General features: G+C 71.8%; 12 protein-coding genes. 5 read left to right on the top strand and 7 right to left on the bottom strand.

The features are described 5' to 3' along the window. Positions 1 to 8: 8 nt before the first annotated feature. The 4 genes from AB0A94_RS03855 to AB0A94_RS03840 form a co-directional block, all read right to left on the bottom strand. Entirely contained in the window at positions 9 to 1,022 is a 1,014-nt protein-coding gene (locus tag AB0A94_RS03855) for a methyltransferase (protein WP_361738355.1), read from the bottom strand. Then, complete coding sequence (locus AB0A94_RS03850; protein ID WP_361738352.1) at positions 1,019 to 2,677, bottom strand: AMP-binding protein; 1,659 nt, start codon at positions 2,675 to 2,677, stop codon at positions 1,019 to 1,021. Before AB0A94_RS03850 ends, AB0A94_RS03855 begins: the two co-directional genes overlap by 4 nt. A 16-nt stretch (positions 2,678 to 2,693) precedes the next feature. Further along, positions 2,694 to 3,938: an FAD-dependent monooxygenase gene (locus tag AB0A94_RS03845; protein WP_361738349.1), complete on the bottom strand. Its 1,245-nt coding sequence runs from the start codon at positions 3,936 to 3,938 to the stop codon at positions 2,694 to 2,696. 286 nt (positions 3,939 to 4,224) lie between these two features. Beyond that, on the bottom strand, positions 4,225 to 5,502 hold the full coding sequence (locus tag AB0A94_RS03840; protein WP_361738346.1) for an MFS transporter: 1,278 nt from the start codon (positions 5,500 to 5,502) through the stop codon (positions 4,225 to 4,227). 91 nt (positions 5,503 to 5,593) lie between these two features. Here AB0A94_RS03840 and AB0A94_RS03835 point away from each other — a divergent pair, with 91 nt between their 5' ends. Both AB0A94_RS03835 and AB0A94_RS03830 read left to right on the top strand, forming a co-directional pair. Further along, positions 5,594 to 6,073, top strand: a complete 480-nt coding sequence (locus AB0A94_RS03835; protein ID WP_361738343.1) for an Rrf2 family transcriptional regulator — start codon at positions 5,594 to 5,596, stop codon at positions 6,071 to 6,073. A 61-nt stretch (positions 6,074 to 6,134) separates the two neighbouring features. Next, a complete protein-coding gene (locus AB0A94_RS03830) occupies positions 6,135 to 7,172 on the top strand; it encodes a ParB/RepB/Spo0J family partition protein (RefSeq protein WP_361738341.1) in 1,038 nt (345 codons plus the stop codon). Positions 7,173 to 7,306: 134 nt separating this feature from the next. Here the strand turns inward: AB0A94_RS03830 and AB0A94_RS03825 are convergent, their stop codons facing one another. Beyond that, a complete protein-coding gene (locus AB0A94_RS03825; RefSeq protein ID WP_361738338.1) occupies positions 7,307 to 8,170 on the bottom strand; it encodes an AfsR/SARP family transcriptional regulator in 864 nt (287 codons plus the stop codon). A gap of 361 nt (positions 8,171 to 8,531) precedes the next feature. Between AB0A94_RS03825 and AB0A94_RS03820 the strand changes: the two genes are divergently transcribed. From AB0A94_RS03820 to AB0A94_RS03810, 3 genes are all read left to right on the top strand, one after another. Continuing rightward, a complete protein-coding gene (locus AB0A94_RS03820; RefSeq protein ID WP_361738335.1) occupies positions 8,532 to 9,347 on the top strand; it encodes a 2-amino-3,7-dideoxy-D-threo-hept-6-ulosonate synthase in 816 nt (271 codons plus the stop codon). Next, complete coding sequence (locus AB0A94_RS03815) at positions 9,344 to 10,447, top strand: 3-dehydroquinate synthase II family protein (protein WP_361738332.1); 1,104 nt, start codon at positions 9,344 to 9,346, stop codon at positions 10,445 to 10,447. Before AB0A94_RS03820 ends, AB0A94_RS03815 begins: the two co-directional genes overlap by 4 nt. Positions 10,448 to 10,526: 79 nt before the next feature. Beyond that, complete coding sequence (locus AB0A94_RS03810) at positions 10,527 to 10,976, top strand: hypothetical protein (protein ID WP_361738329.1); 450 nt, start codon at positions 10,527 to 10,529, stop codon at positions 10,974 to 10,976. 94 nt (positions 10,977 to 11,070) lie between these two features. Here AB0A94_RS03810 and AB0A94_RS03805 read toward each other — a convergent pair whose 3' ends face one another. Beyond that, on the bottom strand, positions 11,071 to 12,321 hold the full coding sequence (locus tag AB0A94_RS03805) for an MFS transporter (RefSeq protein WP_361738326.1): 1,251 nt from the start codon (positions 12,319 to 12,321) through the stop codon (positions 11,071 to 11,073). Next, positions 12,318 to 13,604, bottom strand: a complete 1,287-nt coding sequence (locus AB0A94_RS03800) for a cupin domain-containing protein (protein WP_361738323.1) — start codon at positions 13,602 to 13,604, stop codon at positions 12,318 to 12,320. The genes AB0A94_RS03805 and AB0A94_RS03800 overlap by 4 nt, the downstream gene beginning before the upstream one ends. Positions 13,605 to 13,634: the final 30 nt, after the last annotated feature.

The raw sequence follows: 13,634 nt of genomic DNA, 5'->3' as shown, positions 1-13,634 counted from the left end.
CGGGCGGGTCAGCTCGGTGCCGCGACCAGCAGATGCGTCTCCAGGGGAAGGCCGTGGAGGGATTCCACCGTGAAGCCGGCCTTGTCGAGGAGGGTGCGGTACTGCGTCTCGTCCCGCTCCCGGCCACCCCCGAGGACCACCAGCATGTGCATGTTGTAACCCTGGGACAGTGAGGAGCCGGTGCCCCGGACCAGTACGCGTTCCAGGATGACCAGCTTGCCGCCGGGGGCCATCGCGCGACGGCAGTTGGTGAGGATCCGATGGCACGCCTCGTCGTCGAAGCAGTGCAGGATGCGGGAGAGGAGGTAGACGTCGCCGTCGGACGGGACCGACTCGAAGAAGTTCCCGGCGATCCGTTCGCACCGGTCCGCGTGGTCCGTGGCGATCGGGCGGTCCTTGCTCTCCTCGATCACGTGCGGGGCGTCGAACAGGACGGCGCGCGGGCCCGGGTTGGCGTTCAGGATCTCGTTGAGGAGCGCTCCGTGGCCGCCCGCGACGTCCACGATCCGCCGCGCCCCGGAGAAGTCGTAGGCGCTGCTGACCTCGGCGAAGAAGGGTGTGCCCGCCACCATGGCCCGCTCGTAGGTCAGCGAGACCTCGGGGTTCTTGTGCAGGTACGAGAACAGGTCGGAGCCGTAGACGTGTGCGAACGCCGAGCGCCCGGTGCGCAGCGAGTGGGAGAGCGCGCCCCAGGCCGGGTAGAAGTGCGAGCCGTAGATGCGCACGTGGTCGCGCATCGAGTCGCGGGTGTCGGTGCGCAGCAGTTCACCGACCTCGGTCAGCGCCCAGCCGCCGGCCTCGTCGCCCTCGACCACTCCGAGGCTCTCCAGGAACAGCAGGAGCCGCCCCAGCGCGTCGGCGTCGGTCCGGGTCTCGATGGACAGGTCGACGGTCGAGGCACGGCCCGCCGCCGCGATGGCGTCGACGGTGCCCGACTCGACGGCGAGGTAGACGGCCTGGGTCTTCCAGAACCCGGCCATGAGCTCGAACAGGTGACGCCCTGCCGTTTCCTTCATGGTCATGCCCCCATCGTGGTGTCCGACGCCGTGTGCGGCCCGCCGGGCGGCGGGTGCTCTTCCCGTATCAACCGGGCGAGTTCGGAGCGCTGTACCTTCCGGGTCGAGGTGCGCGGCAGGTCGTCGAACCGGAGTTGGCGGAAGTCGCTCATCGGAGGCAGGTCGAAGGTCGCCCGCCGCCACCGCTTCTCGTCGAGGGGCGCCTCGCCCCGGGTGGCCACGACCGGGACCGGCTCGCCCTGCGGGCCCGCCACTATCACCACTTCCCGCAGTTCTTCGAGACGGCCCATCAGGAGGTCCTCGACCGCGAGGTTGCTGTCCACGGCCTCGATCCGGTCCACCTCGCGGTCGATCAGGTGCAGCAGGCCCCAGCGGCTGAGGTAGCCCATGTCACCGACCCGCCACCAGCCGTCGCGCAGTTCGCTCCGGAACCGTTCGTCCTCGCCCAGGTAGGTGAGGATCCGGGTGCGGCTGCGCACTTCGAGGTGGCCGGTCCGTCCGGCCCCGAGCCGGCGGCCCGAGTCGTCGACGACGCGCATGGAGATGAAGCCGGGCAGCGGCATCCCGACGCAGCGGCCGTCGGCCTTGTGGGCGGTCTGGCGGGTGTACCAGCGGCCGGCCATGGGACCGATCTCCGACTGCCCGTAGAACTGGACGAAGACCGGCCGCTTGTGCCGTGAGGCGGCGAGCATCCGCTGGATGGTGCGCGGGTGCATCGCGTCGAACGTGGCGCCGAAGACGCGGACGCTGGACAGGGGAGCGCCGGGCGCGTCGTCGAGTTCCTCCCAGTCGACGTACGTGTTGGGGTGGGTCTCGATGTAACCGGGGCGGGTGCGGACGAACAGCGGGCCGATGCGGTCCGGGTGCGGATCCACGGCGATCACCAGCGGGTTGCCGTGGCTGAGGAACATGGCGATCCCCTGGTAGAAGCGGGAGTGCACGAACGTCATGCACAGCGCGGCCGTCTCCTTGCCCCGGATGGGCCAGGAGACCAGCCGCTGCGGCACGAGCCGGTGCCAGCCGGCCTCGGGGCAGTGCACGGCCAGCTTCGGGACGCCGGTCGTACCGGAGCTGTGCGTGATCAGTGACGGCTGACGCGGGTGGAGGAACACCGGCTCGCGCCTGGGGGCGTCCGCGTACTCGGCGAGCGCGGTCGGTTCGATGGTCCGCCCGGAGGTTTCCGTGACGGGGCCCGAGGGTGCCGTACCGGCGGACAGCAGGATCTCGCGCACGTCGTCGGCCAGGGGCACGTCGCGCAGCTTGCCCGCCAGGGTGTCGCCGTCGGTGAGCAGCCACGGCTTCTCGAGCCGGACGAGCAGTTCGTGCGCCACCGCGCCGTCCAGGGCCGGTGACAGCAGCGCGGGTACGGCGCCGATGCGCGCGGTGGCGCAGGCGAGCAGCGCGATGTCGAAGTTGTCGGTCTTGTACAGGGCCACCCGTTCGGTGGGCCGGACGCCGGCCGCCCATAAGCGGGCCGCCAACTCGTCTATGTAGTCGGCCAGTTGCCCGACGGTGAAGTGGGTGCCCCGGTCGGGCGCCGACTGCAGCGGGCGGTCCAGCGTCACGTGTGTCGTGGCGTCGCGGCGCGCGGCGGCATGGAAGAGGTCGCCGATGTAGAAGCCGTTCCCGCGGGTGGCCCGGCTCAACAACGTGTGCAGCACTGGTTCTCCTCGTAGGTCAGGGGCGGGGGGTGAGACGTACGGCCGCGGGCTCCCGTCCGGCAGCCCGTTCGGGCCCCGGGACCGTGGTCGCCGCCGCGGCGTCGTGGCCGTACAGCCAGTCGAGGTGCTCCAGGTCCTGCCGCGCGCGCATGTCACGGTCGCGCCGCTCCTGGTGGGTGCCGTCGGGGAGGTGGAACGTCCGGCCCAGGGCGCGGGCGCGCCGGTGGACGTCGGCGGTGCGGGGCAGGCGGAGCTCCTCGTAGCGGCGGACGGCCCCGGCCAGGTCGCCGGGGCGGGCGTCCTGGAGGCAGCGCGCGAGGACCACGGCGTCCTCCAGCGCCTGGTTCGCCCCTTGGGAGAGATAAGGGAGGGTGGGGTGTGCGGCGTCGCCGAGCAGCACCACCCGGTCGGTGGCGTACCGGTCGGCCATGTCGCGGTCGAACAGGTCCCACCGGGTGACCGAGGCGGCGGCGGTCACCACCCGCCGGACCTCCTCGTGCCAGCCGGCGAACGCCGCGTCGAGGTCCTCGACCGCGCCCGGGGCCGACGTGGAACCGGAGCGGGTGTCCGGGCTGACGCCGACGGCGCTGAAGTGGACCGTGTCGCCGCCCGCGATGGGGTAGTACGTGACGTGCCGTTCGGGGCCGAGCCAGAACACCACCCGCGGATCGCGGGTGAAGGAGGGCACCACCTCGGCTGGGACGAGACCCCGGTGCACCGAGTAGCCCGAGAACCGCGGCGCGTCGTCGACGACCGCCGCGCGGACGACGGAGTGCACGCCGTCGGCCCCGATCACCAGGTCGGCGGTGGCCACGGAGCCGTCCGTGAGGTGGAGTTCGACCGCGTCGGGCCGTTCCACCAGGCGGGTGCAGCCCTTGCCGAGTTCGACGACGCCCTCGGGCAGGGCGGACACCAGACAGCGCTGCAGATCCGCGCGGTGGATCAAGTAGTACGGGGCGCCGAACCGTTCGTCGCACAGGGTGCCGTGCGGCACCCGGGCGATCGGGCTTCCGTCGTCCCACCGCCGGGTCTCGATGGCGCCGGCCCGCACCCCGGTCCGGGCGAGGGCGTCCGCGAGCCCGAGCCGGTGCAGGACGCGCACCCCGTTGGGGGAGAGCTGGATGCCCGCGCCCACGGCCCCCAGCACCGGTGTCCGTTCGAAGAGCCGGACGTCCATGCCGTGACCGTGCAGGAGTGTGGCGGTGACCAGGCCGGCTACGCCACCTCCCACGATGGCTACCTGTGCCTTCGACGGGGCCATGCGCATCCTCTCGACCAGGGGGAGGTTGGTCCGGGTGACGCCGTGAGGGCCGGTTCGCCGCCCGGACCGCAGGGTTTCCGTCAGCGTCGCAAACACCTGTCGAGGCCGAGCAGTAGGAGTGCTCAATGCCATGGGCACGTGCGGGAAAAGAGGCAGGAGCCCACCCCGGGGGATTGGGTGGACTCCTGCCGGTCCGTTGTCCGGACGGTCCGTTCGGCCGTCCGGCGGCCCGCCGTGGCGGGCGGCTCACCGGGCCGCGGTCCGTCGCCGGCCCGTGGCGGAGCGCCTACACGCGCTGGTCCTCCTCGATCCGGCGCGGTGAGAGCCGGGCGATGGGGGCGAGCATGAGCAGGGTGACGGCGGTGAGGAGGCCGAAGCCGAGGCGGTAGTCACCGGTGGCGTCGCGCAGACCCCCCACGATGACCGGTCCGACGGCCGCACACGCGTACCCGACGAAGAACGCCATCGCGGCGAACCGCCCGGCCTGGGCGGCGTCCCGGCTCGCCGAGACGGGCAGGGTCAGCACCAGCGTGAACAGTCCGCCGTGTCCGATGCCCATGGCGAGGACCCAGAGCCAGGTGCCGGTGCCCGGGCTGAAGGCGAAGCCCAGGAATCCCACGGCGGTCAGCGCCGTCGTCACCGCCAGTCCGAAGCGCTTGTCGTCGCGCTCGCCGAGCAGGGCGGGAACGCCCAGCATCGCGACGACCTGGATGGAGATCATCACCGTCAGCACGAAGCCGGCCCGGGCCTCGCTCAGTCCGCCGTCGTCGTGCAGCAACGGCGCGATCCACGCCAACTCGCAGTAGTACAGGGCGGAGTTGCCGGCGGAGATCGCGGTGATCCGCCAGGCCAGGCCGGAGCGCCAGGGCAGACCGGTGGTGGTTGGGCCCTTGGGGCCGTCGATGTGGGCGAGGCGCAGTTGCCCCTTCGCCGCCGACCAGAGCACGATGCCGGCGACGGCGAGGAGAGCCCATGACGCCAGGGCCACGGGCCAGGAGTCGACCGCGTCGGCCAGGGGGGCGCTGACCCCGGCCGCCACCGCGCCGCCCAGTCCGAGCCCCGCCGTGTAGATCCCGGTCACCAGGCCGGCGCGGTCGGCGAAGCGGGTCTTCACGACGGCCGGCAGCAGCGTCTGGGCGATCGCGATGCCGGCGCCCACGACGGCGGCACAGCACAGCTGGAGCCAGGTGGTCCCGCCCAGTCCCCGGGCCGCGGTGGCCACGGCGACGACGGCCAGGCCGATCAGCACACCTCGCTGCAGTCCCCACCGGCGGCCCACCGACGCGGCCAGCGGAGCGCACAGGCCCATGGCCAGGGTCGGGATGGTCGTCAGCAGGGACACCGCGGTCGCCGACAGGTCGAGGTCCGCGCGGATGCGGTCCACCAGGGGGGAGACCGCGGCGATCGCGGGACGGAGGTTGGCCGCCGCCACGAACAGGGCCACGGCGGCGAACCCGAGGGCGGCGCGCTCCTGGCCGGAGGTCGCGGCGGCGTCTTCCGAGCGGTGACCCGGTGCCGCGGCGGCGGGTGACGCGGAGGATAAACGATCTTCAGTCTCGCTCATGACCTGCACCTTCGTCTATCTCGGATATGTGCCGTCCTTGTTTATACCAGGATCTCGGACAGTCAACATCCGAGACTGCTAGTCTGGCGTCATGAAGCTGTCCAATGGAGTCGAGTGGGCGCTGCACTGCTGTGTCTCGCTCACTCAGAGCCAGGCCCCCGTGCCGGCCGGGCGGATCGCGAAGCTGCACGGCATCCCGCCGGCCTACCTCGCCAAACACCTGCAGTCGCTCTCCCAGAGCGGCATCCTGCGCTCCACGCCGGGGCCGACCGGCGGGTACGTGCTCACCCGGTCCCCGGACCGGATCACCGTCCTGGACGTCGTCCTGGCGATCGACGGCCCCGAACCGGCGTTCCGCTGCACGGAGATCCGCAGACAGGGCCCGCTCGCCCTGGAGCCCGAGAAGTGCCGCACGCCCTGTGCCGTGTCGCGGGCCATGGCCGCCGCCGACTCCGCGTGGCGGGCGGCGCTCGAGGGCGTCACGATCGCCGACCTCGCCCGGGACATCGAGGCCGACAGCTCGGGAGCGGCCATGGGGTCGGTACGGCAGTGGCTGGCCGGGACGGGATAGCCCGCCCCTCCTCCCGCCCGCGCCGCCCCCTTACCGCATGTTCCCGGAGGTACACCGAGCAATGAGCCCCGACGAGTGCCTCGTGCCCGTGTTCGGCTCCGAACTGTCCGCCGTGGAAGTAGTACCGATCGCCCGCCTGCTGCTGGCCGACTCCCCTCGCTGCGGGGGCGAGGACCATGAACACGTCCGTCTGCTCGCCGAATCGGAGGCGCCGCTGCCGCCGATCACCGTGCACCGTCCGTCCATGCGGGTCATCGACGGCGTACACCGACTGCTGGCCGCCCGGTGGCGCGGCAGGCACGAGATCCAGGTGCGGTTCTTCGACGGGCCGGCGGAGGACGCGTTCATCCTCGCGGTCGAGGCCAACGTCAGACACGGGCTGCCGCTGTCCGCGGCCGAGCGCACCACTGCCGCGATCCGCATCCTCCGCACGCACCCGGAGTGGTCCGACCGCGCCATCGCCTCCATCGCCGGCCTGTCGGCCAAGACGGTCGCCGCCCAACGCCTCAAGGTCCAGGGTGACGCGGGTCGGACGGGCCGCATCGGCAAGGACGGCCGGGTCCGTCCGCTCAGCAGCGCCGAGGGACGCAGGATCGCGGCCCGGCTCATCGCCGAGGATCCGTCCGCGTCACTGCGCAGCATCGCCAAGAGGGCGGGCATCGCGCCGGGAACGGTCCGTGACGTGCGCGACAGACTGCGGCGCGGAGAGGACCCCGTGCCGTCCAGACCGCAGCCGGCGCAGGCCACTCCCGCGGCCGTGCCCGCGTCGCGGCCCGCCCCGCCGCGCCTGGTCGTCCACCGGGACACGGCGTCCCTGTCGGCCGAGGCCCGTGAGGCGATGTTCCGCAGCCTGTGCCGGGATCCGTCCCTGCGGATGACCGAGACCGGGCGTCTGCTGCTGCGGATGATGGAGGTCCACATGGCCGCGGACCACCGGCACATCGCCGCGGCGGTGCCGGCGCACTGCGCGGAGTCGATCTCCGCGATGGCCACGGCCTGCGCGGAGGTCTGGCAGGAACTGGCCACCCTGGTCAAGGCGTCCGCGCCCACCCCGTCGTTCCCCCAGGCGCCTCCGTGGAGCGCCGCCCCCGCCGTATAGGACCCGTCGGACGGCCGACGGCGGCTTGCGGTCCCGGGAACGACCGTTCCCGGGACCGCAAGCCGCCACCGGTGCGCCGGTTCACCGGTGCGGGTGCTCGGTGCTCTCAAGGGTCCCCGCGGGCGGAGCCGGTCTCAGACGGCGAGGGCGTCCGAGTTCAGGATGGCCAGTTGAAGGTCCTGGAGCGGGGCTCCGGGTTCGATTCCGATCTCCTCCACGAGACGCACCCGCAGACCGCGCAGGACCTCCAGGGCCTCGGCCCGCCGGCCACCGAGCGCGAGCGCCCGTACGTACTGGTGGTGCAGGGCCTCGTGGAGCGGGTGCTCCCGGGTGACGGCGGCGAGCTGGGTGATGGCCTGCTGGTGCAGACCGGCCTTGATCTGGGCCTCGGCCCGTATCGCTATGGCGTCGAGTCTGGATTCCTCAAACAGCCTCCGCTTGGAGTCGAGTACGCGACCGGCCGGCGCGTCCGCCAGCGCGTCTCCCCGCCACAACTCCAGGGCGGCGTCCAGCAGTCCGATGCCCTCGAGCGTCTTCCCCTCGCTCAGCGCTCTACGGCCGAGCATCGTCAGCCGCTGGAACTCCAGCCAGTCGAGCTGGAGCTGGTCGCCTTTCAGGCAGTAACCACCGGATCCGGTCACCAGTACCTCCTGGGAGATCCGGGCGGCGGAGTGCCCGATGACCCGGGCCAGCAGTTTTCGGCAGTTCAGGATGTACGTCTGCAGGGTGCGCAGACCCGTCACGGGCGGGTTCTCCTGCCACAGCTCCCGCACCAGGCCCTGGACCGGGACCACCTGGTCGGTATGGACCAGCAACATGGCCAGGACCGTTCGTATCTTCGGTGCGACCGCGACGGCTTCGACCGCCCCCTCGACACCGATGTGCAGGGCACCCAGAACCCTGGCCTGCACACGGGGTGGAGCGCTCTCTGCCCGGGGGGCCTCGCGTGCGATGTGAAAGTCGAGGCAGAGGTCGGCCGCATAGTTCGTTTGGTGCATCTGTCCCCCATCACTCGAATCCGGTCACCTGTTGCCAGTAATTCGGCCACATGGATTGACTGAGCGATCCAAAGGTAACAGCCCCCCTCCGCTTACCCGGATCGGTTTCGGCCGACCTGGCTGTAAACATATGAAGCATTTGCGCAAGCTGCTTCTCGCCTGTGCAACCGAGGAACTTCCTCGGTTGCACAGACAGCCGTGTGACCTGCGGTTCGAACGGTGCGAAGCGTCCGCCTCGGAATCCCGAGCTGTAATTCAACGATTCCTTCGACTGTTTCTTGAACGCCCTCTGTGACGCTGCAAGCGCCCCGCCGAAACCAACCTCCGCCTGTTCCAAACCAGCCGGCAGAAGGAGCACCCGATGGCGCGCGCACCATTAACCGGTAGAGCATTACGTCTGGCCAGGCTGTCCGGTCATGACGACGGACGACTTCTTCTCGTCCCCCTGGACCACTCGGTGTCCGACGGCCCCGTCGCCACGGCCGCGGGCTTCGGCGGTCTGATACGCGACATCGTGGACGGCGGAGCGGACGGCATCGTCGTGCACAAGGGCCGGGCCCGGCTGATCGATCCCGAGATGTTCACCACCTGCTCGTTGGTCGTCCACCTCAGCGCCAGTACCGCGCTCGGCCCCGACAGCAACGCCAAGGTCCTGGTCGGGGACGTCGAGGAGGCGGTCCGGCTGGGAGCGGACGCGGTCAGCGTCCATGTGAACATCGGAGCCGACACCGAGTCCGCGCAACTCGCGGACCTGGGCACGGTCGCGGCGGCGTGCGACCGGTGGAGCGTGCCCCTGCTCGCCATGGTCTACCCGCGCGGCCCGAGACTGACCGGACCCGCCTCCCCCGAGCAGGTGGCACACGTGGCCAACATCGCCGCCGACCTCGGCGCCGACGTGGTCAAGACGGTCTTCGCGGGACCGGCGGAACGCATGGCCGAGGCCGTCGCCGCCTCACCCGTGCCGATCCTGGTGGCGGGTGGCGCCGCCGACGGGCAGAGCCTGGCCGAATTCGCCCGCACCGCGCTGGCCGTCGGTTGCCGCGGCCTCGCCGTGGGGCGGCGCGTCTTCTCCTCCCGCACTCCGGGTCGTGTGGTCCGCGAACTCGCCGACATCGTGCACGGCCCGGCCGGAACCCCCGATTCCCTCCCTTCCCGACACATGGCAGGTGTGATGTGAAGCTCAGCTGGATCGACATCCGCAACGTCGGCTCCGCGAAGGACGCCATCCTCCAAGAAGCGATTCACGCGCGCGTCGACGGCATCCTCGCCGCGGCCCCCGAGGACCTGGAGCATCTGCCGCCGACCGTGAAGAAGATCCTGTTCCCCCAGGACCGGCCGCTGCCGGAGGACTTCGGTGCCGCGGACGTGGTCATCGTCGATCCGGCCAAGCACGGGGACCCCGCCGAGCTGGCCGGACGTCACCCGGACGTCGAGTTCGGGCGGTACGTGGAGATCAAGGACGCCGAGACCCTGGAGGACGCCTGCCGGTCCGGCCGCACGGACAAGTGGAGCCTGCTGTTCTTCCGCGATCCCACGAAGATCCCGCTGGAGATCGTGATCGCCGCGGCGGCCGGGGCGAAGGGCAGCCTGATCACGGTCGCGCAGGACGTCGAGGAAGCCGAGATCATCTTCGGTGTGCTGGAGCTGGGCTCGGACGGGGTGCTCATGGCCCCGGCCCGGGTGGGCGACGCCACGGCGCTGAGGCAGGCGGCCGAGGTCGACATACCCGATCTGACCCTCGTCGAGCTCGAGATCACGGCGACGGCCCACGTGGGCATGGGCGAGCGGGCCTGCGTGGACACCGCCACGTATTTCCGCGAGGACGAGGGCATCCTCGTCGGCTCGCACTCCAAGGGCATGATCCTCTGCGTCAGCGAGACCCACCCCCTGCCGTACATGCCCACCCGGCCGTTCCGCGTCAACGCCGGGGCGATCCACTCGTACACGCTCGCCAAGGACCGGCGCACCAGTTACCTGAGCGAGCTGAAGTCGGGCAGCAAGGTCACCGCGGTGGACATCCACGGCCGGACCCGGCTGGTGACCGTGGGCCGCGTCAAGATCGAGTCCCGTCCGCTGCTGTCCATCGACGCCATCGGGCCCGACGGGCGCACCGCCAACCTGATCCTCCAGGACGACTGGCACGTCCGGGTCCTCGGGCCGGGAGGTTCGGTGCTCAACAGCACCGAACTCAAGCCCGGCGACAAGGTGCTCGGCTACCTGCCGGTGGAAGACCGTCACGTCGGCTACCCGATCGACGAGTTCTGCCTGGAGAAGTGAGTCCACCCGGCCGGGGCGCACCCCCTCGCCCCGGCCGGGTCCGCCCCGGACCGCACGGAAGGCATAGGGAGAGTGCCTCATGCTCAGCACACACGCTTCCCCGTATCCGGCGGGCCCCCGGCCGGCGCGGCGGCGACGGACGGCGCTCGAACGACGCGGTCTCGCCCTCCGATTCGTCATGATCATCGGGGATCAGCGGCTGGCCGAGGCCCGCCACGTCCTGTGCGACCAGGACACCGTGGTGGTGGACTTCCCCGAGTCGTCCGTCCGCATCGGCCTGTCCAGGCTGCTGCCCGAGCCGGACGGAGGCATCGTGCTGGACTGCCGCGTCCACCTCCACGACGAGGACGGCACCCCGCGCGGGTCCACCTCCACCTCGTGGCAGCGGGTGCTCACCGGCCGGCCGGGCGCCCTGCACCAGAGGGAGGCGCTGCTGCGCGAGGTGGTGGCGGCCAGGAGCCGGGTCCCCGACCGGGCCGTCGCCCGTCCGGAACTGGCGTCGCTGCGCTACCTGGCGGCAGCGGTGTGAACGAAGCCCTGTGCGCCCGGGCCCACCGCGGTGGACCCGGGCGCACAGGGCACCGCGGCTCTCCGGACAGGCACCCCTCCCGCCCGGGCACCTCCTAGGAGCCGGCGCGGTCCTCGAAGCGCGCCACGCCGGGCACGGCCAGGCACAGGAGGCTCGACGCGGCGACCACGGCGCCTCCGGCGACGAGGGTGCCGGTCATGCCCAGCCAGGAGACCATGGGGCCGACGAGCGCGAACCCGACCGGCAGGAGCGCGTACGCGCCGAGCTGGTCCAGGGCGAAGACCTTGCCCAGCAGCGCGTCGGGGAAGGCGCGTTGCAACGCGGAGATCCAGTACACGAAGTAGAGCTCGACCACGAAGCCGCCCAGCGCGAAGCAGAGCATCACCGCGGGCAGCGGGAACGGCGCGGCCAGACTCAGCGGCACCAGCGCGTACCCGGTCAGCGCGAGCATCGACACGGCTCCCCGGGCCCTGGGCTGCCAGCGCCCCGCCAGCGCGATCGCCGGGAGCGCGCCGGCCCCCATGGCGGCCAGCACGACGCCGTACGCCACATCGCCGCCGAAGTCGCGCCGTGCCACGATCGGCAGGAGCGTGAGCGCGGTCGCCGAGCCGGCGAACAGGTGCAGGCACACCGTGCCCATGACGGCCATCACCCAGGGACGCCGGCGGATGGCCCGGAGTCCGGCGGCCACCTCACCGAGTACGGACGCACGGGCGGCCGCCGAGGGCCTGGAGTCCGACACCCGCAGGACACAGAACGCGGCCAGCGCGAACACGGCGCTGGTCACCAGCAACGCGGGCCGCACCCCGATCAGGGTCACCGCGGTCACCCCGACCAGCGCACCGCCGACGGCGGCGCCCCGCTGAGCCGCGGAGACCAGGGCGTTGCCGCGCTCCAGGAGGCCGTCGGGCAGCAGGTTCGGCAGCAGCGAGCGCGACGCCGGCCGGGAGAGGGCTTCGCCGGCGCCGACCACGGCGGTGATCAGGGGCAGGACGCCCAGGGGCAGCCAGGTGAGGAGGACCGCGGTGACGAGCAGGACGACCGAGCGGAAGCCGTCGGCCGCGATCAGGATGCGGGTGCGGCGCAACCGGTCCGCGATCACACCGCCGGCCAGCAGGCACACCACCAGGGCCACGCCCCGGCCGGCCAGCACCAGGCCGACCTGCGCCGCACCGCCCCCCTCGTGCAGGACGTACAGACTGAGGGCCACCGGGAACACCTGGTCGCCGACGGCCCCGCTGGCCTGTCCCGCCCACAGCCGCAGGAACTGCGGGTGGTCCCGTAACTTCCCGCCGCTCGCCGTGTCCTCGTCGACGCGGCCGGCCGCGGTGGTGTCTTCCGTCATGAGTCGTCCGGATCGCTTTCTCTTCCCGGTGCGCCCTCCGGCCGCACCGCCTCCTGCGCTGTGGTGGCGTGCCAGGGCGCGGCGGAGGGAGGCAGCAGCAGACCGATGTCGACCAGCGCCGCGGCCACCTTTCGCGCGTCGTCCTCGCCCAGGGCCGCGGTGAGCCCCGCCATGTCCGCGACCTGATCACGGTGCAACGCCGCCAGGAAGGGCGACACCGACGCGGGCAGCCGCACCCGGCGGTTCCCCACCGACAGCTGAACTCCATCCTTCACGGAAGCCGTGTGAAAGTACACGCCCGCCCGCAGCCGGTGAACACCCTGAGGCCGTACGCCCTCCGGCAGGGGCAGAAACGGCACGGGTTCCGGCGTCTGTTCCCGGAACGCCGCTTTCCGCAGCGCCCACAGCACGTCTTCCGGAGCCGCGTCGGCGGCCAGCGCCGCGAGCCGTTCGCCGGCTTCCCTGAGCAGGTTCCGCGCGAGTCCGGGGTCGGCGACAAGCCCGTCGGTGTCGACGCCGACGCGCATCCAATCGTCGTCGACCGCCTTGCGCACGAGCTCGCCGAGCAGATCGTGCCGGGTGATCGTCGAGACGGCGACGGTGAGATGGATGGACAGCGTGTCCCGCGCCATCGGCGAGTGCATCGTCCCCCGCGGCAGGTACAGGCTGTCGCCGGCCCGCAGCACCAGATCCGCGAGCGGCCGGCTGGCCGCGCGCATCTCCTCCCGCCGCCGCGCCGGAACGTCGAACCAGGCGTGGGCCGGCAGGGGGTCGGGCAGCGGCGGCGTACGCAACAGCCACCGCTTGTCGCCCGCTATCTGCAGCACCAGCACGTCCTGGACGTCGAAGTGCAGATCCACCCCTTGGGAGCCGGGCGGTGTGACGAACGCGTTGACCTTGACGGGGTGACCGATCTCGGCCGCCAGTTCATGCGCGAAGCGCCGTATAGGGGGGTGGAAGCGGTGCAGGGAGCGCACGATCAGGGTCTGTCCCGAGGCGAGCGCGTGACGAATGCCGTCGGTGTCGGGGAACGGCGGGGTGCCGGGAGCGTCACCCGATTCGGCGACGCAGCCCCGGGTCACGTCGCCTTCCACGCCGTCACGCACCAGTCGGAGCGAAGAGGTGCGCAGCCCGCCCGAGAGCAGCTCCTCCAGGACGTGGGGGGAGAACAGGTCGGTGAAGTCGTCCGGCAGATCGGCGGCTCGGGTGTGCACATGTCGATGACCGAACACCGACGCGCGGAACTCGTCCGGCGGCAGTGCGACACAGCGCTTCAGACTCATGACCCACTCCTGCGGCAGACGGCCCGGTGC

The sequence above is a fragment of the Streptomyces sp. NPDC044984 genome, assembly GCF_040646935.1.
In the GTDB taxonomy this organism is placed as follows: domain Bacteria; phylum Actinomycetota; class Actinomycetes; order Streptomycetales; family Streptomycetaceae; genus Streptomyces.
This window is presented reverse-complemented; position numbering and strand designations above follow the sequence as displayed.